We start from the raw sequence: 21,202 nt of genomic DNA, 5'->3' as shown, positions 1-21,202 counted from the left end.
GGTGCGGGCCGTTCAGTCCTGGTCGAACAGCGACGGCCCGCCCTGGTCCGGGCGCCCCGGGAGGTCCGCGGGCGGCACCATGCCGAGGTGTTCCCACGCGGCCGCGGTAGCGACCCGGCCGCGCGGGGTGCGGGCGAGCATACCGGCGCGCACGAGGTAGGGCTCACACACCTCTTCCACGGTCGTCGCCTCCTCCCCCACGGCGACCGCCAGCGTCGAAATGCCCACCGGCCCGCCGCCGAACGACCTGGTCAGCGCGGTGAGGACGGCCCGGTCGAGCCGGTCGAGGCCGAGCTCGTCGACGTCGTAGACGGCCAGCGCGGCGCGGGCGACCTCGAGGGTCACCTTGCCGTCGGCGCGGACCTCGGCGTAGTCGCGGACGCGCCGCAGCAGCCGGTTCGCGATCCGGGGCGTGCCCCGCGAGCGGCCGGCGATCTCCTGGCAGCCGTCGCGGTCGATCGGGATGTCGAGGATCGTCGCCGCGCGGCGGACGACCAGCTCCAGCTCGGTGTCGGTGTAGAACTCCATCTGGCCGGTGAAGCCGAACCGGTCGCGCAGCGGCCCGGTCAGCGAGCCCGACCGGGTGGTCGCCCCGACCAGTGTGAACGGCGCGATCTCCAGCGGGATGCTGGTGGCGCCCGGTCCCTTGCCGACCACGACGTCGACCCGGAAGTCCTCCATCGCGAGGTAGAGCATCTCCTCGGCGGGGCGGGCGATCCGGTGGATCTCGTCGATGAACAGGACGTCGCCGGGCGCCAGGTTGGACAGCATCGCGGCGAGGTCGCCGGCCCGTTCGAGCGCCGGGCCCGAGGTGATCCGGATGGCCGCGCCCAGCTCGGCGGCGACGATCATGGCCATCGACGTCTTGCCCAGGCCGGGCGGCCCGGAGAGCAGGACGTGGTCGGGCGGCACGCCGCGGCGGCGCGCGCTCTCCAGCACCAGCTCCAGCTGCTCGCGCACGCGCGGCTGCCCGACGAACTCGTCGAGCTTGCGCGGGCGCAGCGTGCCTTCGACGTCCCGGTCGCCGGTCTGGGCCCACGCCGAAAGGGCGTCGTCCTCGTCCACGGCTTCATACTCCACGGCCGCGTCCTACCGCTTCCGGCCGAGGGTGGCCAGTGCGGCGCGCAGCACGCTGGGCGTCGTGTGCCCGTCACCGTCGGCGAGCACCTTGTCGACCGCCTGCTCGGCCTGCTTGGCCGGGAACCCGAGCCCGGCCAGCGCCTCGACGACCTCCGAGCGCAGCGCGCCGGGTGCCGTGACCGCGGGCGCGCCGTCGGCACCGCCGAGCGCGGTGACCTTGTCCCGCAGTTCGAGGGTGAGCCGTTCGGCGCCCTTGCGGCCGATGCCGGGCACCGACGTGAGCACGGTGATGTTGCCTTCGACCAGCGCGGCGCGCAGCTTGTCGGGGTCGAGCACGGCGAGCGTCGCGAGCGCGAGCCGCGGCCCGATCCCGGACACCGTCTGCAGCAGCCCGAACAGCTCGCGCGCGTCGGCGTCGGCGAACCCGAACAGCGTCAGCGAGTCTTCGCGCACGACCAGCGCCGTGTGGAGCCGGGCCTCTTCGCCGCGGCGCAGGGTGGCGAGGGTCGCCGGGGTGGCCTGCACGGCGAAGCCGACCCCGCCGACCTCGACCACGACGTGGTCCAGCCCGACCGAGAGGACTTCTCCGCGTACCGACGAGATCATCGTGCTGCTCCTGGGTTCTTCGCCTGCTTCGCCGCGGCGGCGAGGCGGGCCTTGTGGGTGCGGGCCATTTCGGCGGCGCGGGCTTCGGCCTCGGCGAGCCGCGCGCGCATCGGCTCCCGCCAGAGGTGGCAGATGGCCAGCGCGAGGGCGTCGGCGGCGTCGGCGGGCTTGGGCGCGACCTCGAGGTTGAGCAGCCGCATCACCATGGCGGTGACCTGGGCCTTGTCCGCCCGGCCGGACCCGCTGACGGCGGCCTTCACCTCGCTCGGCGTGTGGAACACGACGGGCAGGCCGCGGCGCGCGGCCGCGAGCGCGACCACCCCGCCCGCCTGCGCGGTGCCCATCGCCGTCCGGACGTTGTGCTGGGCGAAGACGCGCTCGACGGCGACGGCCTGCGGCTTGTACTTGTCCAGCCAGCGTTCGACCTCGTCGGAGATGCCGAGCAGCCGGTGCGCCAGGTCGGCGTCGGGCGGTGTCCGCACCACGTCGACGGCGACGCAGCGGACGGCCCGGCCCTTGCCGCCGTCGACCACCCCCAGGCCGCACCTGGTCAGACCGGGGTCGACCCCGAGCACCCGCACCCGCTTTTCCCTCCGCCGCGAACATCCGTTCGAGTTCGCAGGCTACTGGGCGCGGCCTCCGGCAGGATGGGTGACATGCCGGAGCCGTCGGATTTCGTCACCCACCTGGGTCTTCAGCCGCTGCCCGTCGAAGGCGGGCGGTGGGCGCAGAGCTGGCGCTCGGACGCCGGGTCCGCGATCTACTACCTGCTCGTCGCGCCCGAGTTCTCCGCACCGCACCGGCTGGACCGCGTCGAGGTGTACGCCCACCACGCGGGCGCGCCGGCCGCGATGCTGCTGCTGCACGAAGACGGCTCGGTCGAGCGGCCGGTGCTGGGGACCGACGTCGCCGCCGGGGAGCGCCCGCAGGTGGTGGTGCCCGCCGGGACGTGGCAGGCGACCGTGACGACCGGCGCGTGGAGCCTGCTGGGCACGGTCGTGGTGCCGCCGTACACCGACGACTGCGTGGAGTTCGCGGCCGCCGCGGACCTGGCGTTGCGCTACCCGGAAGCGGCCGCCGACCTGCGGAAGTTCTAGGGACCGTCGACGCCGGGTGTCCAGCTCTCGGGGTCACCGCTCTCGGTCAGCACCGGCTGCCACCGCGCGAAGCCCTCGGGGGCGTCCGGGTGCCAGGGGAACTTGCCCTCCGGCGTCGCGACGATCAGCTGCAGCGCCGGGAAGTCGCCGTCGGGGTAGATGAGGAAGGCGGTGCCGAAGTACTCGGGGTAGTGCCCCTTGTTGACCCGCTCGAGGACGACCGGGACGCCGTCGAAGAAGTCGTCGTAGCGCTTGCCGACCTCGAAGATCTCGCCGTTGGCCGCGCGGTCGACGTAGGCGTCGAGCAGCACCTGGCCCATCTGGTCCGGCAGCCCGACCACGACGGCTTCCGGCACGTGGTGCAGCGCCCACGCGCAGGCGGTGAAGCAGTAGCCGGCGCCCTCGTCGTCCGCCGCGACCGTGATGACCGCGTTGCCGCGTTCCTTGGCCTGCCCCTCGATCCATGCGATGAGACGCTGTTCGTCGGGCGTCAGTTCGGCGGCGAGATCGGCGGAGGCGGCGGGGGTCGTCGAGGTCACGGCGCACATTCTGCCTGAGAAGCCCCCGAGAGCCCAGTGCCCGGGCCGGAAAGTTTCCGGCCCGGGCACTGTTTCCTTGCGAGGCAAGGGAAAACTCAGCCGACTTCGGCGAGCACCTCGTCCGAAACGTGGATGGCTACGCAGTGCGTACACGTTCCTCCGCCGCCGGACCGACCCGCGCGTCAACTGGTTCAGGCGAGGGGCGTGATCGTGCCGCCGCCCGACAGCACGAAGGCCGCCAGGAACCTGTCCCCTGGCGGCCTTCAGCACGCATCTCGATCTCGCGTCAGCCGACTTCGGCGAGCACCTCGTCCGACACGTCGAAGTTCGCGTACACGTTCTGGACGTCGTCGCAGTCCTCGAGGGCGTCGATCAGCTTGAAGACCTTCTTCGCGCCCTCGGCGTCCAGCGGGACGCTGACCGACGGGAGGAACGTCAGTTCCGCCGACTCGTACTCGAACCCGGCCTCCTGCAGCGCCTTGCGCACCGGGACCAGGTCGCCGCCCTCGGAGACGATCTCGAAGCTCTCGTCGAGGTCGTTGACCTCTTCGGCACCGGCGTCGAGGACCGCCATCAGGACGTCGTCCTCGGTCGCGTCGCCCTTCGGCATGATCACGACACCCTTGCGGGTGAACATGTAGGCGACCGAGCCCGGGTCGGCGAGGGAGCCGTTGTTGCGCGTGAGCGCGGTGCGGACCTCCATCGCGGCGCGGTTCTTGTTGTCGGTGAGGCACTCGATCAGCACCGCCACGCCGTTGGGGCCGTAGCCCTCGTACGTGATGTTCTGCCAGTCGGCGCCGCCCGCCTCTTCACCGGCGCCGCGCTTGCGGGCGCGCTCGATGTTGTCCTGCGGGACCGAGTTCTTCTTCGCCTTCTGGATGGCGTCGTAGAGCGTGGGGTTGCCGTCCGGGTCGCCACCACCGGTGCCCGTGCGGGCGGCCACCTCGATGTTCTTGATCAACCGCGCGAAGAGCTTGCCGCGCTTCGCGTCGAGGTTGGCCTTCTTGTGCTTCGTGGTGGCCCACTTGGAGTGGCCGCTCATCTCTCCTCCATCTGTTCCGTACCCCGGCCGGGCACCGCGTCTCAGGCTGCCTTCCGCACGAGGTCGACGAACAGCCGGTGCACCCGCACGTCGGGCGTCAGCTCCGGGTGGAACGCGGTCGCCAGCACCGCCCCCTGCCGGACCGCGACGATCCTAGCGGTCTCGTCTCCCACGCCGGGCACGCCGCTGACCGTGGCGAGCACCTCGACGCCGTCCCCGGCCTTCTCGACCCAGGGAGCCCGGATGAACACCGCGCGCACCGGCCCGCCGTCCACCTCGGCGAAGTCGAGGTCCGCCTCGAAGGAGTCGACCTGCCTGCCGAAGGCGTTGCGCCGGACGACGACGTCGAGCCCGCCGAGCTGCTGCTGGTCGGGCCGCCCGTCGAGGGTCTGCCGCGCCAGCAGGATCATCCCGGCGCACGAGCCGAACGCGGGCATGCCCCCGGCGATCCGCGCGCGCAGCGGTTCGAGCAGCTCGAACGTCTCGAGCAGCCGCGACATGGTGGTCGACTCGCCACCGGGCAGCACCAGACCGTCCACTTCGGACAGCTCGGCGGCGCGCCGCACGGGCACGGCCCGCGCCCCCGCTTCGGCCAGCATGGCGACGTGCTCGCGCACGGCACCCTGCATGGCGAGCACCCCGATGACCGGTTCCGACGACACCCGACCTCCCGAAAGACCTTCCCACCAGCCTAGACGCACTCCCCCGCCGCGGTACCGGCAGGTCAGCCCCGTCCCGAGCGCCCCAATGTGGCCTTCGGTGCGTCAGCCGCACCCAAGGCGGCCTTCGGTGCGTCTGACGCAACCAAGGCCGCCTTGGGGCGCTCGGGGAGGCGCGCATCAGGGGACGCCGGCCAGCCGCAGCAGTGCCGCCGTCGCCGCGGCCGCGACGACCACCAGCACGAACGGCGCCTTCCGCCACGCCAGCACGCCCGCCACCAGCACCCCGGCCGGCCGCGCGAAGCCCGCGAACCCGTGTCCCTCGGTCAGCGCGCTGACCGCGACCAGCGCCGCCAGCGGCACGACCGCCGCCAGCGCCATCAGCCGCTCGGCCTTCGGTGACAGCTTCACCCGAGTGCGCAGGACCGGCCCGGCGAAGCGGAGCGCGAACGTCCCCAGCGCCAGCACCGCCGTGCCGACCAGGAGCTCGACCCCGTCCATCAGCGCGCCTCCTGCAGTTCGGGCTCCTTGGCCGCGAGGCCCACGGCGACCCCGGCCAGCGCCAGCAGCACCGGCAGCCCGGCGGGCAGGAACGGCGTCGCGACCAGCGCGACCACCACCCCGGCCAGCACCGGCAGCCGCGCCGCCCGGTCGCGCAGCGCCGGCAGGACCAGCGCCAGGAGCACGGCCGGGAACGCCGCGTCCAGGCCGAAGACGTCGGTGTCGCTGATCGCCGTGCCCGCGAACGCGCCCGCGACCACGCCGAGGTTCCAGCAGGCGAACAGGCCGATCCCGCACGCCCAGTACGCCGCCCGGCGCTGGTGCGCCTCGCGCTGGGCCAGCGCGAACGCGACGGATTCGTCGATCATCAGGTGGCTGCCCGCGAGCCGGCCGGGCCACCGCTTGCCCAGGACGTCCCCGATCGCGAAGCCGAACGGCAGGTGCCGCGCGTTGGCCAGCAGCCCGGCCAGCACGGCGGCGAACGGGTTGCCGCCGGCCGCCACGATCCCGATGAACATGAACTGGGACGCGCCGGCGAACACCAGCAGCGACATCAGCATCGGCAGCCACAGCGGGAAGCCCGAACTCACCGCGATGGCACCGTAGGAAACCCCCACGAGACAATCGGCGACGCAGACGAGGCCGATGTCCCGGGCGAGGCCCCGATCGAGTGTTCGCCATATCGAACGCATGTGTTCTACAATGAACGCCCGGCCCGGTGTTCGTCAAGATGAACAGACAGACCGATGGAGCGAACGGAATGGCACCAGCACCCACGGGCGCGCCCCTCGACATCATCGCCGCGTCCCTGCGCCGGGAGCGCACCCGCGCCGGCCTGTCCCTGACCGAGGTCGCGAAGCGCGCCGGCCTCGCGAAGTCGACGCTGTCGCAGCTCGAATCCGGCACCGGCAACCCCAGCGTCGAGACGCTGTGGGCCCTCGGCGTCGCGCTGGACGTCCCGTTCTCCCGGCTGGTCGAGCCGGAACGGCCGAAGGTGCGCGTGGTCCGCGCGGGCAAGGGCCCGACGGTGTTCGCCGAGCACGCCGACTACGCGTGCACGCTGCTCTCGGCCTGCCCCACCGGCGCCCGCCGCGACATCTACGTCGTCCGCGGCGAACCGGGCACGCCGCGGCGCTCCGACCCGCACATGACCGGGGTGGTCGAGCACATCGTGCTCTGCGCGGGCCGGGCGCGCGTCGGCGTCCTGGACGAGCCGGAGGAGCTCCTGCCCGGGGACTACATCTCCTACCCGGGGGACGTGCCGCACATCTTCGAGGCCCTGGAGCCGGGGACGTACGGCGTGGAGATTTCGGAGTACGTGTGAGTCACCAGCCGCGCTCGGCGAGGCGGTGCGGCTCCGGCAGCTCCTCCACGTTGATGCCCACCATCGCCTCACCCAGCCCGCGCGAGACCTTCGCCAGCACGTCCGGGTCGTCGTAGAACGTCGTGGCCTTGACGATCGCCTCGGCGCGCTGGGCCGGGTTGCCGGACTTGAAGATGCCGGAACCGACGAACACGCCCTCGGCGCCGAGCTGCATCATCATCGCCGCGTCGGCCGGGGTCGCGATGCCGCCCGCCGTGAACAGCACCACGGGGAGCTTGCCGTTGGCCGCCACCTCGCGGACCAGCTCGTACGGCGCCTGCAGCTCCTTCGCCGCGACGAACAGCTCGTCCTCCGGCAGCGACGTGAGCCGCCGGATCTCCTGGCGGATCTGGCGCATGTGCGTGGTCGCGTTGGAGACGTCGCCGGTGCCGGCCTCACCCTTGGAGCGGATCATCGCCGCGCCCTCGGTGATCCGGCGCAGCGCCTCGCCGAGGTTGGTCGCGCCGCAGACGAAGGGGACCGTGAAGGCCCACTTGTCGATGTGGTTGGCGTAGTCGGCCGGGGTGAGCACCTCGGACTCGTCGATGTAGTCGACGCCGAGGGACTGCAGGACCTGCGCCTCGACGAAGTGGCCGATGCGGGCCTTCGCCATGACCGGGATCGAAACGGCCTCGATGATGCCGTCGATCAGGTCCGGGTCGCTCATCCGGGCGACGCCGCCCTGGGCGCGGATGTCGGCGGGCACGCGCTCGAGCGCCATGACCGCGACCGCGCCGGCGTCTTCGGCGATCTTGGCCTGGTCGGCGGTGACCACGTCCATGATCACGCCGCCCTTGAGCATCTCGGCCATGCCGCGCTTCACCTTGGCGGTGCCGGTGACGGACTGGACGGTGCCACTGGGGGTGGTCTGCTGCTCGGACACGACGGGGCCTTTCCACAAGGAGAACAGGGGGTGACGAATCCGAGGGTAGGTCGGCGGTGGACCCTTCAAGCAGGCCAGTGCGCGGCTATCTCAGCAGTCCACTTCCGGCACGCCGCCGACCAGGACTTCCGCGGCCCGGGTGCGTGCGTAGAGCACGTGACGTCCGGCACGGTGGCCGCTGACCAGGCCCGCTGCCTTGAGCGCGCCGAGGTGCTGCGACACCGCCCCGGCGCTCAGGCCGGTCCGGCGGGCCAGCTCCGCGGTGGACGCCGGCGCGGCGAGCTCGGTCAGCAGCATCGCGCGGCCGCGGCCCACGACCCCGGCCAGCGCGCCGGGCGCGGTGGCCGTGCCGGTCTCCCACAGCGTCGCGATCCCGCGCGGCGGGTAGCGCAGCACCGGCTGCCAGCGCGGGTCGGTCTTGGAGAACACCCGCGGCCAGACGAACGCCGACGGCACGAGCACCAGACCGCGCCCGTCGAGCGGCACCGCGGCGTGCAAGTGCCGGTGCGCCACCGTGAGCGTGCCGCCCTCCCAGCGGACCAGCGGGGTGAGGTCGTTGAACAGCTCAGCCGCCCCGCCCTGGGCGAGCAGCCGCGACCGGTGCAGCACGTCGGCTTCGAGCAGTGCCCGGATCCGCGGCCAGTCGGGCGCCAGCACGAGGTCCCAGTACCGCTCCATCACCGCCGCGAGCCGCTCGAGGCCCGCCTCGGGATCGCGGTAGAAGCGGTTCAACGCCGGCGACCGCGGCCCGGTCATCGCGTCCAGCTCGCGCCGGACGACGCGGGCGGGGACGTCGCGCAGGTCGGCGAGCTCGTCGGTCAGCTCGGGCAGGGGTGACGCCGGCGTGCCGGCCAGGAAACCGGGCAGGTGCCGCAGCGGGACGAGGTCGCGCAGCAGCCCGATGTCCAGGCCGGCCGCGTCGAGCGCCGCGGTGGCGCGCTTGACCCACGGCAGGTGCAGCGCGTGCGCGCCCGGCTGGTTGAGGACGCGGACGCTCGCGACGATCTCCCACGCCGGGGAGAACGCGAACCGGGTGTGCGCCAGGTCCTCTGTGGAGAATGCCAGGTCGAGCACGCGCTGCCTCTCTGCCGACGTGCCGCGGAGCTTACGTCTCTCCGATATGGACAGTCGAGCGGGGCTCGGAAAGCCCTTGCGGGAAAGCGAAAATTCCTCGCGGGTCGTACTTCCGGGCGATCGCGCGCAGCCGCGGCAGGTTCACCCCGTAGTACGCCTCGGCCCAGTCCGGCATTTCCGGGTCGAGGTAGTTGACGTACCCGGTGGTGCCGAACTCCGGGCCCAGCCCGTCGCGCACCGCCGCCAGCGCGCGCCGCGCCCCCGCCTCGCCGCCGTTCGCCGGCTCGGCGCCGTGCAGGAACTGGAAGCTCGCGAGCGCGGAGCGGTGCGGGAACGCCGTCTCGCGGGCGCCGACGCGGGCGATCGCGCCGCCGGCGGAGTCGATGAGCGTGCCCACGGCCGGATCGCGGACGAGCACCTCGACCACGGCGGCCGGGTCGGGGGCGGCCCGCAGCAGCATCCGCGAGGTCCCGACGTACGCCGCCCGCGCCGCGACCGCCCCCGGCCGGGACTCCGGCTCGTCGAACGCCCGCATCGCGCTCAGGTGGTCCAGCACCCGCGCGCCCCGCTCGGCGGGTGCCGTGCCGACCCGGCGGACCAGGTCGTCGAGCAGCTCCTTCAGCCGGGCTTCGCTGCCGAGGAAGGTCCCGCTGGCCACGGCGGTGACCGCGTCGATGTTCACCCCGCACCACAGCTCGTCCGGCTGCGCGGGCAGCCACTCCTGCCAGGCGGCGAACAACGCGGCCTGTGCGCCGTCCGGGAAGGTGAGCTTGAAGGTGGCGACGTCGGCGATCGGCACGGTCCGGAAGGTGAACCCGGTGACGATCCCGAAGTTGCCGCCGCCCCCGCCGCGCAGCGCCCAGAACAGGTCCGGGTCCGCCGCGCGGGACACCGTGCGCACCCGGCCGTCGGCGGTGACGATCCGCGCGGCCTCCAGGTGGTCGCACGTCAGCCCGTGCTTGCGGTCGACCAGGCCGACGCCGCCACCGAGGGCCAGCCCGGCGATGCCGACCGTGTCGCAGCTGCCCGCCGGGAGCACCCGCCCGGCCGCGGCGAGCGTCGTGGCGATCGGCCCCAGCCGGGCTCCGGCGCCGATCACCGCGCGGCCGTCCGGACGCGCTTCGACGCCCGAAAAGCGGCTCAGGTCCACGACGATCCCGCCGTCCACTGTGGAATAGCCGGGGTAGCTGTGGCCGCCGCTGCGCGCGGCGACCGGCAACCCGTGCCGGGCCGCGAAGCCGACGGCCGCTTGGACGTCTTCGACGCGCGCGGCGCCGACCACGGCGGCCGGCACCCGGTCGTCGTACATCGTGAAGAAACCCTGCTTGGCCTCCGGGTAGCCGGGGTCGCCCGGCCGGAACAACGGACCCGAGAGCCGCTTGCGCAGCCGCTCCCAGTCGTCCGGCGGCGGCCACCCCGCCAGTCCCGCCACCGGCACCGCTCCGGAAACCCGCAAGAAAGTCCGCCTGTCCACGTCACTCCCCCTGCCCCGCGTCCCCCCGGGCATTCGGCTGGTCCCGGGGGCCCTGCCTTGCCGTGACCAGGGTAGCGGGTGTGTGATCGAGGACACATCCCGTACACCAGCCGTTCGCCGAGGAGTCGTCATGGCAGACAAACAAGCCAAGAACGCCGACACCGGGGCCGCCGTCGCTGTGGACGACCCCGCGAAAGTGCGCAACGTCGTGCTCGTCGGCCCGTCCGGTTCGGGGAAGACCACCCTCACCGAGGCCCTCCTCGCCGCCTCCGGCACGGTGCCGCGCGCGGGCTCGGTCGTCGACGGGACCACGGTGTGCGACCACGACCCCGCGGCGGTCCGCCAGCAGCGCTCGGTCGGCCTCTCGGTCGCGCCGGTGCTGCACCAGGGCCACAAGATCAACCTGATCGACACGCCGGGGTACGCGGACTTCGTCGGGGAACTGCGGGCCGGGCTGCGCGCGGCCGACGCGGCGCTGTTCGTCGTCTGCGCCGCCGAGGGGGTGGACGCGGCGACGGTCGCGGTGTGGGAGGAGTGCGCCGCGGTCGGCATGCCGCGCGCGGTCGTCGTCTCCCGGCTCGACCACCACCGGGCCGACGCGATGGCCGAAATCGCCGCCTGTCAGGCCGCGTTCGGCGCCGGGGTGCTGCCGCTGTACCTGCCCGCGGGCGACGGCCTGGTCGGGCTGATCACCCAGCGGTACTTCGACTACTCCGGCGGGCTCCCGGCGAAGATCGGCGAACCCGACCCGGCGGAGCTCGAACGGATGGCCGAGGCCCGCAACGAGCTGATCGAAGGGATCATCGCCGAGAGCGAAGACGAGTCGCTGATGGACCGGTACCTCGCCGGGGAGGAGATCGCCGAGGACACCCTCATCTCCGACCTGGAGACCGCCGTCGCGCGCGGGTCGTTCCACCCGGTCATCCCCGTGTGCTCGACCAGCGGCATCGGCCTGACCGAGGTGCTCGACGGGATCGTCCGCGCGTTCCCCTCGCCGCTGGAGCACCAGCCGCCCGAGGTCACCACGCCGGACGGCGGGACGCACGCCGCCATCACCGCCGACCCCGCGGGCCCCCTCGCCGCGGAGGTCGTCCGGACGGCGGTCGACTCCTACGTCGGCCGGGTGTCACTGGTCCGGGTGTTTTCCGGGACGCTGCGCCCCGAGCGGCCGGTGCACGTGTCCGGGCACGGTCTCGCCGAACGCGGCCACGAGGACCACGACGCCGACGAGCGCGTCGCGCACCTCTACTCCCCGCTCGGCGCGAACCTGCGGGAAGTGCCGTACTGCGTCGCGGGCGACCTGTGCGCACTGACCAAGGTCGGCTCGGCGGAAACCGGCGACACCGTCTCCTCGCCCGACGACCCGCTGCTGATGGAGCCGTGGGCGATGCCGGAGCCGCTGCTGCCGGTCGCGGTGGTCGCGAAGACCCGCAGCGACGAGGACACCCTCGCCCGCAACCTCTCCCGCCTGGTCGCGGGCGACCCGACGCTGCGGCTGGACCGCAACGCCGAGACCGGTCAGCTGGTGCTGTGGTGCATGGGCGAGGCCCATGCCGACGTCGTGCTCTCGCGGCTGCGGGCGGGCGGCGCCGACGTCGACACCGAACCGGTGAAGATCAGCCTGCGCTCGACGTTCAGCAAGCCGGCGAAGGGACACGGGCGGCACGTCAAGCAGTCCGGCGGGCACGGCCAGTTCGCCGTGTGCGACATCGAGGTCGAGCCGCTCCCGCGCGGCGCCGGGTTCCAGTTCGTCGACAAGGTCGTCGGTGGTTCGGTGCCGCACCAGTTCATCCCGAGCGTCGAGAAGGGCGTGCGGGCCCAGCTGGCGCGCGGGCTGGCCGACGGGCATCCGGTGGTCGACGTCAAGGTGACGCTGGTCGACGGGAAGGCGCACAGCGTCGACTCCTCGGACGCGGCGTTCCAGACGGCCGGCGCGCTGGCGCTGCGGGAGGCCGCGGCGAACGGGCACATCACGATGCTCGAGCCCTTGGAGGAGGTGGCGATCCGGCTGCCGGACGAGCACCTCGGCACGGTGCTGGGCGACCTGTCGTCCCGGCGCGGCCGGGTGCTGGGCACCGAGGCCGGCGACGGCGGCCGGACGGTGATCCGGGCGGAGGTCCCGGCGACGGAACTGGTGCGGTACCTGATCGACCTGCGCTCGATGACCTCGGGCACGGCGACGTTCACCCGCCGCCACGCCCGCTTCGAGCCGATGCCGGAAGGGATGGCGGTCCACTGAACGCCGTGGCCGGTCGTGAGTGTTCAAGGCGGTTCTAACCGCCCTGAACACTCACGACCACTGGACCACGTCAGAAGTCGAAGCCGCCGGGGCGGCCGTTGCGGTCGGCCAGCAGGCCGGCGAGCGTCGCGATGGCGATCTCCGGCGGCGTGCGCGAGCCGATGTTCAGCCCGACCGGCCGGTGCACCCGGGCGATGTCGGACTCGGCCACACCCAGCCCTTGCAACGCGGCCACGTGCGGGCCGGGGTGCCGCGGGTTGCCGAGCACGCCGATCCAGCGCGGGTTCCCGCCGAGCGCGGCCTTGAGCACCTCCCCCAGCTCCGGCCGGTGGTGGTCGGTGACGACGACGTCCGCCGACGCGTCGAGCGGCGGCAGCGTCGTGGCGGCGTCGACACCCTCGGGCCCGTCGGTCGCCCGCGCGGGGTCGGGCTCGTACAGCGCGACGTGGTAGCCCAGCTCCCGCGCGAACGTCAGCAGGTGCCGCGCGACCGGCGACGCGAACACCGCCACCAGGGTCCGCACACCGGGGTCCGCTTCCGCCTCGCCGTGGGCGACGTCGCAGGTCTCGCTCATGCCGCCCAGTCTGTCAGCCGCCGCCCTCTTCGCCCACCGTCACACGGAACTGCCACACGTCCGTCTTGCCCCTCACGAGCACCAGGTACCCGTCGGTCACGCGCAGCAAGACCCGCTTCTGCGGCGACGACGGCCGTGGCGGCCGGTGCTGCTTCGCCAGCAGGTACGCCTCGCCGAACGCGGTGTCGCGGTCGGCGTACCCCGCCGCGTCGGCGACGCCCCAGCCCCGGCCGTCGCCCATGCCGCCCTGCTCTTCGATGACCACCCACCACGTCGAACCCATGCCGCTCCGACGCGGCGAGGCCCGGCGTGGTTTCAGAGCTCTTCGAGCACGCTCAGCCGGAAGTGGAACGTCGACGTCCGGCCCTCGACGACCACCAGGTAGCCGCCGTCACCGCGCAGGACCTTCCGCGACTTCGGCGACCACGGGTAGGCCGGCTCGTACTCCCGGGCCAGCCGCAGCGCCTCGGTCTCCGCGGTCTCCCGGTCCGCGAAGGAAAACTGCTCGGACAGCGACCAGTTCCGTTCCGAGCCGCGCTGCTCCTCGACGACCACCCACCAGCTCATTCGGGTGCCGTCACGGTCTCGCCGAGCGTCACGCGGAAGTGGAACGTCTGGGTGCGCCCGGTCGCGATCACCAGGTAGCCGTCACCGACCCGCAGCACCTTCCGCTCCTTGACCCCCGACGGGTGCACCGGCTCGTGCTCGAACGCCAGCCGGCGCGCCACCTCGTCGGCGTGGGCGCGGTCGCCGCCCGCCGGCTTCGTCTTGGTGACGTTCCAGGCGCGCGCGTCCCCGCCGCCGCGCTGTTCTTCGACGACCACCCACCACATGTCAGACCTCCGGCTCGGCGAACTCGAAGTACTCCGGCAGCGGGGCCGTGCCCGCCAGCTTGAAGTACCGGACCTTGCGCCGCCGCCGCAGCCGCAGCGTGTCGCGGACGGCGTCGTTGTGGACGCGGCGGGCGATCACCACCCGGTGCTCGGCGTCGGTGAGCTCCTCGGCCAGCTCGGCGGGCAGCCCGGCCCGGTCGACGCGGCTCAGGTGCAGCGTCAGCTCGTTCTCCTCGGCCTCGCGGTCGGCGCGCGGAGCCGCTTCGGCGCGTTCGGCCGCCGTCCGCAGCCCGGTGTCGCCCAGCACCACCGCGACCGCGCGCGCCACGACGGCCCGCCGGGCCAGCGCGGCGTCGAGCGCGGCCCAGCCCGCGTCCATCCGGACGTGCAGCCGGTCGAGCCGGTTCGCCGTCGCCACCAGGAACAGCCCGCCGGCCACCACGACCAGCGCCAGCAGCGGCAGCAGCCACTCGAGCACCGTCACCGGGTGAGCTCCCGTTCCGGCGCCGCGACGCGCCGCGGGTCGGCGGCCACCGCCGTCTCGTAGACGCGCAGCACCTGCGTCGCCACGACCGACCAGTCGAACATCGTGACCCGCTCGCCCGCCGCCGCGGCCAGCGACGCCCGGCGGGCCGGGTCGCCGAGCAGTTCGCGCAGCCCGTCCGCGAGCGCCTCGGGGTCGCCGGTCACGGTCAGCATCCCGGCGTGGCCGTCGTCGAGCACCCGCCGGAACGAGTCGAGATCGCTGGCCAGCACCGCCGTACCCGCCGCCATCGCCTCGGTCAGGATCATCCCGAAGCTCTCGCCGCCGGTGTTCGGCGCGCAGTAGACGTCGACGCTGCGCAGCGCCCGGGCCTTGACGACGTCGTCCGCCTGGCCGAGCAGCTCCAGGTGGGGCGCCAGCTCCGGCCCGGCGTCGCGGCGCAGCTGCTCGGCGTCCCCGCGACCGACCACGACCAGCCGCAGGTCCTCGAACTCCGGCAGGATCCGGCGCAACGCCTCCAGCAGCACGCCCATCCCCTTGCGCGGCTCGCCGAAGCGGCCCACGAACCCGACCGTGCCGCCGGCCCGCGGGTAGCCCGGCAGCGGCGTCGCCGAGGAGAAGAACTCGACGTCGACGCCGTTCGGGATCTCCACGGCGTCGCCGCCCGCGTGCTCGACCTGGACCCGGCGGGCCAGCGCCGACACCGCGATCCGCGCCGTGATCTTCTCCAGCAGCGGCCGCAGCACCGGCTGGAAGGCCGACAGCGTGCGCGAGCGCGTGGTCGCGGTGTGGAACGTCGCCACGATCGGGCCGTCGGCGATCAGCAGCGCCAGCAGCGACAGGCTCGGCGCGGCGGGCTCGTGCAGGTGCAGGACGTCGAAGTCGCCCTCGCGGATCCAGCGCCGCACCCGCGCGTAGGACACCGGCCCGAACTGCAGCCGCGCGACCGAGCCGTTGTAGGGGATCCCGAGCGCCTTCCCGGCCGGGTGGACGAACTCCGGCAGGTCGGCGTCGTCGTCGGCGGGGGCGAGCACCGAGACCCGGTGCCCGCGGGCGAGCAGCGCCTTCGTCAGGTCGATCACGTGGCCCTGGACCCCGCCGGGCACGTCGAACGAGTAGGGGCAGACGATCCCGATCCGCATCGGGCGCGCGGCCACGCCTCAGCTCGCTTCTTCGAGGCTGACCCGGTCGCCCGCCTCGAGGTCGGCCGGCCAGAACTTCTGCAGCATGTGCCAGTCGGCCGGGTGCGCGGCGATGTCGCCGGCGAAGATGTCGGCCAGTGCCTGGGTGGCGGCCGGGACCTCGGCGCGGGCGGTGACGCGGATGCGCGGGTGCAGCCGGATCTGCCAGCCGTCCTCGGTGAACCAGCAGCCGGCCGGGATCAGCGCCGCGCCGGTCGTGGCGGCCAGCCGGGCCGGGCCACCCGGGAAACGGGCCTGCTCGCCGAAGAACTTGACCGGGATGCCGCTGGTCGTCAGGTCGCGGTCGCCGACCAGGCACACGGCCTTGTTCTCGCGCAGCCGCTTCAGCAGCACGCGCATCGCCGAGCTGTCGCCGGTCAGCGGCACGATCTCGAAGCCGAGCGACTCGCGGTACTCCACGAACCGGCGGTAGAGCGACTCGGGCTTGAGGCGTTCGGCGACGGTCGTGAACCCGCCGAGGTAGTCGGCCAGCCAGACGCCGGCGATGTCCCAGTTGCCGCTGTGCGGCAGCGCCATCACCGCGCCGTTGCCCTCGGCGAGCGCGGCGTCGAGGTTCTCGACGCCGGTGATGGAGGCCGCGACCTTGCCGCTGACGTCCTTCTGGTCCATCGACGGCAGCCGGAACGTCTCGTGCCAGTACCGGGCGTACGAGCGCATCGCGCGCCGGGTCAGCTCGTCGAGCTCGACCGGGTCGGCCTGCGGGACGACGCGGGCGAGGTTGGCGCGCAGCTGCCGCACGCCCCCGCCGTCGCGCTTGACGGCGAGGTCGGCGCCGAGGGAGAAGACCGTGCTGCCGAACCCGGCGGGCAGCCAGCCGGCCAGCCGCCACCCGGCCGCGTAGCCGAAGGCGCTCAACCGCTCCGACAGCCTGGTCATGCCGGCTGCTCCCCCGGAGCGGCTTCACGAGCCGCCTTCGCGACCGCGGCGAAGCGCTGGAGCAGGGTGATGACCGACAGCACGGCCAGCAGCCAGAGCGTCACGTCCACGGTGTACGGGATGCCGAAGCCGTGCAGGCCGGTGCCGACCAGGGCGATGATCAGGCGCTCGGCGCGTTCGACGAGCCCGCCGTCCACCGGCAGGCCGGAGGCGTCGGCGCGGGCCTTGACGTAGGAGATGACCTGGGCGAGCACCAGGCACAGCAGCGCGGCGGCGGCGGCCGGGTGGTTGTCGTCGACGACGAAGCACCACCAGGCGATGGCGGCGAACAACGCGCCGTCGACCAGCCGGTCGCAGGTCGCGTCGAGCACGGCACCGAACGGGGTGCCGTAGCCGCGGGCCCGGGCCATGGCGCCGTCGAGCAGGTCGAGCATGGCGAAGCCCCACACCGTGAAGGTGCCCCAGAGCAGGTAGCCGTTCGGGAAGAAGGCCAGGGCGCAGGCGACGGCGCCGGCGGTGCCGAGCACGGTCATCGCGTTCGGGGTCAGCCCGACGCGGACCAGCGCCTGGCCGATCGGATCGGTGACGCGGGAAACGGAGGCACGCGCGAAGATATTGAGCATCGGTTCGTCAGAGGCACCTGGCTACGAGGGTCGGGTGGGCGAATGCAGCCTATCCACCCGGCTCGGCGAACCCGACGCGCCGCCCCGGCTCAGCCCGATTTCGAGAGCTCGCGCGCCTCTTCGGCGGCCTGCGCGGCGGCGCACTTCGGCGAGAGGCGCTGCCGGATCGCGGCGCTGATCTCCCCGAGCGCGACGACCTGCTCCGGCGTCAGCGGGTCGAAGAGGCTCTCGCGGACGGCCTCGACGTGCCCGGGCGCGGCCGCTTCGAGCGCGGCGAAGCCGGCGTCGGTGAGGACGGCCCACGCGCCGCGCTTGTCGGTCGGGCAGGCTTCCCGGCGCACCCAGCCGTTGGCCTCCAGCCGCGCGACGGCGTGCGAGAGCCGGCTGCGCGACGCCTGGCGGGCGTCGGCGAGCTCGCTCATCCGCAACCGCCGGCCCGGCGCCTCGGAGAGGGAGACGAGGACTTCGTAGTAGGTGTGCGGCATGCCCGAGTCGTGCTGCAGCTGGCCCTCGAGGTGCGCGCTGAGCATGCGGGTGGCCGCGTTGAACTCACGCCAGACGCGCTGCTCGTCGTCGCTGAGCCATCGGGTTTCGGACATACCCCCAGCATACCCTCGGTTGAACACTCAATAAGGGTTTTTCCGGACGCGCTGAATTGACGCTCACCACGCGTCGGCGAGCAGGTCCCGCGTTTCGCCCAGCAATTGCGGGAGCACCTTCGTCTGCCCGATCACCGGCATGAAGTTCGCGTCCCCGCCCCACCGCGGCACCAGGTGCTGGTGCAGGTGCGCCGCGATGCCCGCGCCCGCGATCACGCCCTGGTTCAGGCCGATGTTGAACCCGTGCGCGCCCGACACCGCGCGGATCACCTTCATCGCGTGCTGGGTGAACTCGGCGACCTCGCGCGTCTCCTCTACCGTCAGCTCGGTGTAGTCCGCGACGTGCCGGTACGGCACCACCATCAGGTGCCCGGGGTTGTACGGGTAGAGGTTCAGCACCGCGAACACGGTCTCGCCGCGCGCGACGATCAGCCCCGTTTTGTCGTCCAGGGAAGGGATGCGGCAGAACGGGCAGCCGGTGTCGCCGTCGCCGTCCGGCTTGTCCTGGCCCTTGATGTAGGCCATCCGGTGCGGGGTCCAGAGGCGCTGGAACGCGTCCTGGACCCCGACGCCCTGCTGCTCGACGAGCTCGGGACCCTCACTCACCGAACGACCGTCTCCAGCGCCTCGGCCGACGGCGACGCGTTCTCGCGGCGCTCGACCCACTCCGCGATCGCGGCCACCGCCTTGTCGACCGGCACGCCGTTGATCTGGCCGCCGTCGCGGAAGCGGAACGACACCGCGCCCGCCTCGACGTCCTTCGCGCCGGCCAGCAGCATGAACGGCACCTTCTGCGTGGTGTGCGTCCGGATCTTCTTCTGCATCCGGTCGTCGCTCGCGTCGACCTCGGCGCGGATGCCCTTGGCGCGCAACGCCTTCTCGATGGCCTGCAGGTGCTCGACCTGATCAGCGGTGATCGGGATGCCGACCACCTGCACCGGCGCGAGCCACGCCGGGAACGCGCCCGCGTAGTGCTCGGTCAGCACGCCGAAGAACCGCTCGATCGAGCCGAACAGCGCGCGGTGGATCATCACCGGCCGCTGGCGCGAGCCGTCCGGCGCGGTGTACTCGAGCTCGAACCGCTTGTTCTGGTTGAAGTCCAGCTGGATGGTCGACATCTGCCAGGTGCGGCCGATGGCGTCCTTGGCCTGGACCGAGATCTTGGGGCCGTAGAACGCGGCGCCGCCCGGGTCCGGGACCAGTTCGAGGCCGGAGTCGATCGCGGCCTGCCGCAGCGTCTCGGTGGCCTCCTCCCACTCCCAGTCCTCGCCGATGAACTTGTCGGAGTCCCCGCGGGTGGACAGCTCGAGGTAGAAGTCGGAGAGGCCGTAGTCGGCGAGCAGGTCGAGGACGAACTTGAGCAGCGACTTGAGCTCGCCCGGCATCTGCTCCTTGGTGCAGTAGATGTGCGAGTCGTCCATCGTCAGCCCGCGCACGCGGGTCAGGCCGTGCACCACGCCCGACTTCTCGTAGCGGTACACCGTGCCGAACTCGAACAGCCGCAGCGGCAGCTCGCGGTAGGACCGCCCGCGCGAGCGGAAGATCAGGTTGTGCATCGGGCAGTTCATGGCCTTGAGGTAGTAGTTCTCCTCGTCGAACTGCACCGGCGGGAACATCGTGTCCGCGTAGTACGGCAGGTGGCCGGAGGTGTGGAACAGCTCGCCCTTGCTGATGTGCGGGGTGTTCACGAACTCGTAGCCGGCCTCTTCGTGGCGGCGGCGCGAGTAGTTCTCCAGCTCGCGGCGGATGATGCCGCCCTTCGGGTGGAACACCGGCAGGCCGGAGCCGATCTCCTCGGGGAAGGAGAACAGGTCCAGCTCGGCGCCGAGCTTGCGGTGGTCGCGGCGCTCGGCCTCGGCGATGCGCTCGAGGTGGGCGTCCTGCGCCTCGGTGGACTCCCACGCGGTGCCGTAGATGCGCTGCAGCTGCGGGTACTTCTCGCTCCCCCGCCAGTACGCCGCCGCGACGCGGGTCAGCTTGAACGCGGGGATGAACTTCGTCGTCGGCACGTGCGGGCCGCGGCAGAGGTCACTCCAGACACGTTCCTTGGTGCGCGGGTCGAGGTTGTCGTAGATGGTGAGCTCGCCCTCGCCCACCTCCATCACCTCGGCGGTGTCCACTTCGGACTTGAGGTCGACGAGCTCGAGCTTGAACGGCTCGTCCGCCAGTTCCTTCTTGGCCTCGTCGACGGAGTCGAAAACGCGCCGGGAGAACTGCTGGGCGCCCTTCACGATCTGCTTCATGCGCTTTTCGAGCGCCTGCAGGTCCTCCGGGGTGAACGGGGTGTCAACGGCGAAGTCGTAGTAGAAGCCGTCCTTCACCGGCGGGCCGATGCCGAGCTTGGCTTCCGGGAACTGCTGCTGGACGGCTTGGGCGAGCACGTGGGCCGCCGAATGGCGGATGACGCTGCGCCCGTCCTCGGTGTTCGCGGCGACCGGCTCGACCTCGGCGTCCGCCTCGGGCGCCCAGGCGAGGTCGCGCAGCTTCCCGTCGGCGTCGCGCACTACGACGATCGTGTCCTCGCCCTTGGTCGGCAGGCCGGCTTCGCGGACCGCCGCGCCCGCCGTAGTGCCCGCCGGTACCACCACACGGGAGGCGGCCACGGGGGAAACGGGGGGCGACTGGGACACGATCGGCTCCTCAAGCTGGAGTGACAAAGACGACGCCGTCGATGCTAGTCGGCGGCCCGTGCGCGCCTCACGCGCGTCCGGGAACGCGGAACGGGCCGCCCCCGGTTCCGGAGGCGGCCCGCGTCACCGACGTCAGAGGGTCTCGACGACCTGGTCGAAGTCGAGGCGCGGCAGGCGGTCGAACCACGGGTTCTCACCCGGCTTGCCGACGTTGACGATGACGAGCGAGCGCCACTTCTTGTCGGCGAAGAACTCGTCGTCGACGCCCTGGGCGTCGAAGCCGGTCATCGGGCCGGCGGCCAGCCCGGCGGCGCGGACGCCGATGATGAAGTAACCGACCTGCAGCAGCGAGTTCAGCTTGGAGAACTCCACGCGACCCTGCTCGTCGGCGAAGTTGTCCTTGACCTGCGGGGCGTGCGGGAAGACCTGCGGGATGTTCTCGTGGAAGTCGACGTCCGCGGCGAGCACGACGGTCAGCGGCGCGGCTTCGGTCTTGTCCCGGTTGCCCGGCGCCAGGTGCGGCAGCAGGCGGGCCTTCGCCTCGGCGGTCCGGAGCACCAGCGCGCGCAGCGGCTGGGTGTTCATCGACGTCGGGGCCCACTTGACGAGGTCGTAGATCGCGCGGACCTGCTCCTCGGTCACCGGCTCGGAGCTGAAACTGTTGGCCGTGCGGGCCTCGCGGAAGAGGAGGTTCTGGACGTCCGCGGGGACCTGGAGGCCTTCGGTCTGCTCGGCAAAGGTGGTCATGGGGCTGCGTTCCTTCCGTTGGTCGGTACTCCCCGTCCAACTGGGTTGAGCGTTGAACTATTTCGCGTTCAACCAGT

The 21,202-nt window shown here is 72.6% G+C and carries 26 protein-coding genes; 3 read left to right on the top strand and 23 right to left on the bottom strand.

Going from position 1 to position 21,202, the window contains the following annotated elements; all coding sequences use genetic code 11:
• Nucleotides 1-12 precede the first annotated feature (12 nt).
• Genes ruvB through ruvC form a run of 3 tightly spaced genes read right to left on the bottom strand, consistent with a single transcriptional unit; the run spans nt 13 to nt 2,267 of the window.
• Nucleotides 13-1,080, bottom strand: a complete 1,068-nt coding sequence (ruvB, locus tag EIY87_RS40250; protein WP_191984444.1) for a Holliday junction branch migration DNA helicase RuvB — start codon at nt 1,078-1,080, stop codon at nt 13-15.
• A 9-nt stretch (nt 1,081-1,089) separates the two neighbouring features.
• Nucleotides 1,090-1,686, bottom strand: a complete 597-nt coding sequence (gene ruvA, locus EIY87_RS40245; RefSeq protein ID WP_125315215.1) for a Holliday junction branch migration protein RuvA — start codon at nt 1,684-1,686, stop codon at nt 1,090-1,092.
• Nucleotides 1,683-2,267, bottom strand: coding sequence for a crossover junction endodeoxyribonuclease RuvC (gene ruvC / locus EIY87_RS40240; protein WP_125315214.1), 585 nt, complete (start codon nt 2,265-2,267; stop codon nt 1,683-1,685). The genes ruvA and ruvC overlap by 4 nt, the downstream gene beginning before the upstream one ends.
• Nucleotides 2,268-2,342: 75 nt before the next feature.
• Between ruvC and EIY87_RS40235 the strand changes: the two genes are divergently transcribed.
• Nucleotides 2,343-2,783: a cupin domain-containing protein gene (locus EIY87_RS40235; protein WP_125315213.1), complete on the top strand. Its 441-nt coding sequence runs from the start codon at nt 2,343-2,345 to the stop codon at nt 2,781-2,783.
• Here EIY87_RS40235 and EIY87_RS40230 read toward each other — a convergent pair.
• From EIY87_RS40230 to EIY87_RS40210, 5 genes are all read right to left on the bottom strand, one after another.
• Nucleotides 2,780-3,331, bottom strand: a complete 552-nt coding sequence (locus tag EIY87_RS40230; protein WP_191984443.1) for a DUF4262 domain-containing protein — start codon at nt 3,329-3,331, stop codon at nt 2,780-2,782. The two genes, EIY87_RS40235 and EIY87_RS40230, sit on opposite strands and share 4 nt — an antisense overlap.
• Nucleotides 3,332-3,608: 277 nt before the next feature.
• A complete protein-coding gene (locus tag EIY87_RS40225) occupies nt 3,609-4,364 on the bottom strand; it encodes a YebC/PmpR family DNA-binding transcriptional regulator (protein ID WP_086858843.1) in 756 nt (251 codons plus the stop codon).
• A gap of 41 nt (nt 4,365-4,405) precedes the next feature.
• On the bottom strand, nt 4,406-5,026 hold the full coding sequence (gene pdxT / locus EIY87_RS40220) for a pyridoxal 5'-phosphate synthase glutaminase subunit PdxT (RefSeq protein ID WP_125315211.1): 621 nt from the start codon (nt 5,024-5,026) through the stop codon (nt 4,406-4,408).
• A gap of 177 nt (nt 5,027-5,203) precedes the next feature.
• Complete coding sequence (locus EIY87_RS40215; RefSeq protein WP_125315210.1) at nt 5,204-5,524, bottom strand: AzlD domain-containing protein; 321 nt, start codon at nt 5,522-5,524, stop codon at nt 5,204-5,206.
• Nucleotides 5,524-6,216 (bottom strand): AzlC family ABC transporter permease, encoded by a 693-nt coding sequence (locus EIY87_RS40210; protein ID WP_148106224.1) that lies wholly within the window; start codon nt 6,214-6,216, stop codon nt 5,524-5,526. The genes EIY87_RS40215 and EIY87_RS40210 overlap by 1 nt, the downstream gene beginning before the upstream one ends.
• Nucleotides 6,217-6,284: 68 nt before the next feature.
• Between EIY87_RS40210 and EIY87_RS40205 the strand changes: the two genes are divergently transcribed.
• Nucleotides 6,285-6,848 (top strand): helix-turn-helix domain-containing protein, encoded by a 564-nt coding sequence (locus tag EIY87_RS40205; protein ID WP_163046677.1) that lies wholly within the window; start codon nt 6,285-6,287, stop codon nt 6,846-6,848.
• Nucleotide 6,849: 1 nt separating this feature from the next.
• Here EIY87_RS40205 and pdxS read toward each other — a convergent pair whose 3' ends face one another.
• The 3 genes from pdxS to EIY87_RS40190 all read right to left on the bottom strand — a co-directional run bounded on the left by pdxS (nt 6,850) and on the right by EIY87_RS40190 (nt 10,318).
• Nucleotides 6,850-7,770 (bottom strand): pyridoxal 5'-phosphate synthase lyase subunit PdxS, encoded by a 921-nt coding sequence (gene pdxS / locus EIY87_RS40200; protein WP_191984442.1) that lies wholly within the window; start codon nt 7,768-7,770, stop codon nt 6,850-6,852.
• A gap of 90 nt (nt 7,771-7,860) precedes the next feature.
• Nucleotides 7,861-8,844 carry a DUF5937 family protein gene (locus tag EIY87_RS40195; protein WP_125315207.1) on the bottom strand — a complete coding sequence of 328 codons (984 nt, stop codon included), beginning with the start codon at nt 8,842-8,844 and terminating at the stop codon, nt 7,861-7,863.
• 31 nt (nt 8,845-8,875) lie between these two features.
• Nucleotides 8,876-10,318 carry an FAD-binding oxidoreductase gene (locus EIY87_RS40190; RefSeq protein WP_125315206.1) on the bottom strand — a complete coding sequence of 481 codons (1,443 nt, stop codon included), beginning with the start codon at nt 10,316-10,318 and terminating at the stop codon, nt 8,876-8,878.
• A 130-nt stretch (nt 10,319-10,448) separates the two neighbouring features.
• Here EIY87_RS40190 and EIY87_RS40185 point away from each other — a divergent pair, with 130 nt between their 5' ends.
• Entirely contained in the window at nt 10,449-12,557 is a 2,109-nt protein-coding gene (locus EIY87_RS40185) for an elongation factor G-like protein EF-G2 (RefSeq protein ID WP_125315205.1), read from the top strand.
• 70 nt (nt 12,558-12,627) lie between these two features.
• Here the strand turns inward: EIY87_RS40185 and EIY87_RS40180 are convergent, their stop codons facing one another.
• The 12 genes from EIY87_RS40180 to EIY87_RS40125 form a co-directional block, all read right to left on the bottom strand.
• Nucleotides 12,628-13,131, bottom strand: a complete 504-nt coding sequence (locus EIY87_RS40180) for an XdhC family protein (RefSeq protein WP_125315204.1) — start codon at nt 13,129-13,131, stop codon at nt 12,628-12,630.
• A 13-nt stretch (nt 13,132-13,144) separates the two neighbouring features.
• Nucleotides 13,145-13,414, bottom strand: coding sequence for a hypothetical protein (locus EIY87_RS40175; RefSeq protein ID WP_125315203.1), 270 nt, complete (start codon nt 13,412-13,414; stop codon nt 13,145-13,147).
• Between the two features lie 32 nt (nt 13,415-13,446).
• Nucleotides 13,447-13,698, bottom strand: a complete 252-nt coding sequence (locus EIY87_RS40170; RefSeq protein WP_125315202.1) for a hypothetical protein — start codon at nt 13,696-13,698, stop codon at nt 13,447-13,449.
• Nucleotides 13,695-13,964: a hypothetical protein gene (locus tag EIY87_RS40165; protein ID WP_125315201.1), complete on the bottom strand. Its 270-nt coding sequence runs from the start codon at nt 13,962-13,964 to the stop codon at nt 13,695-13,697. The genes EIY87_RS40170 and EIY87_RS40165 overlap by 4 nt, the downstream gene beginning before the upstream one ends.
• Nucleotide 13,965: 1 nt before the next feature.
• Nucleotides 13,966-14,448 (bottom strand): NUDIX hydrolase, encoded by a 483-nt coding sequence (locus EIY87_RS40160; protein WP_125315200.1) that lies wholly within the window; start codon nt 14,446-14,448, stop codon nt 13,966-13,968.
• Nucleotides 14,445-15,590: a glycosyltransferase family 4 protein gene (locus EIY87_RS40155; protein ID WP_125315573.1), complete on the bottom strand. Its 1,146-nt coding sequence runs from the start codon at nt 15,588-15,590 to the stop codon at nt 14,445-14,447. The genes EIY87_RS40160 and EIY87_RS40155 overlap by 4 nt, the downstream gene beginning before the upstream one ends.
• A gap of 18 nt (nt 15,591-15,608) precedes the next feature.
• Entirely contained in the window at nt 15,609-16,526 is a 918-nt protein-coding gene (locus EIY87_RS40150) for a phosphatidylinositol mannoside acyltransferase (RefSeq protein ID WP_125315199.1), read from the bottom strand.
• A complete protein-coding gene (gene pgsA, locus EIY87_RS40145) occupies nt 16,523-17,149 on the bottom strand; it encodes a phosphatidylinositol phosphate synthase (RefSeq protein ID WP_125315198.1) in 627 nt (208 codons plus the stop codon). Before pgsA ends, EIY87_RS40150 begins: the two co-directional genes overlap by 4 nt.
• An 89-nt stretch (nt 17,150-17,238) precedes the next feature.
• A complete protein-coding gene (locus EIY87_RS40140; protein ID WP_125315197.1) occupies nt 17,239-17,748 on the bottom strand; it encodes a MarR family winged helix-turn-helix transcriptional regulator in 510 nt (169 codons plus the stop codon).
• A 63-nt stretch (nt 17,749-17,811) separates the two neighbouring features.
• On the bottom strand, nt 17,812-18,354 hold the full coding sequence (locus tag EIY87_RS40135) for an HIT family protein (protein ID WP_125315196.1): 543 nt from the start codon (nt 18,352-18,354) through the stop codon (nt 17,812-17,814).
• On the bottom strand, nt 18,351-20,378 hold the full coding sequence (thrS, locus tag EIY87_RS40130) for a threonine--tRNA ligase (RefSeq protein ID WP_125315195.1): 2,028 nt from the start codon (nt 20,376-20,378) through the stop codon (nt 18,351-18,353). Before thrS ends, EIY87_RS40135 begins: the two co-directional genes overlap by 4 nt.
• 132 nt (nt 20,379-20,510) lie before the next feature.
• On the bottom strand, nt 20,511-21,125 hold the full coding sequence (locus EIY87_RS40125) for a malonic semialdehyde reductase (protein ID WP_125315194.1): 615 nt from the start codon (nt 21,123-21,125) through the stop codon (nt 20,511-20,513).
• Nucleotides 21,126-21,202 lie beyond the last annotated feature (77 nt).

It is taken from the genome of Amycolatopsis eburnea, assembly GCF_003937945.1.
GTDB classification, from domain to species: domain Bacteria; phylum Actinomycetota; class Actinomycetes; order Mycobacteriales; family Pseudonocardiaceae; genus Amycolatopsis; species Amycolatopsis eburnea.
The sequence above is the reverse complement of the archived record's forward strand: the minus strand, read 5'-3'. Positions and strand labels throughout refer to the sequence as shown.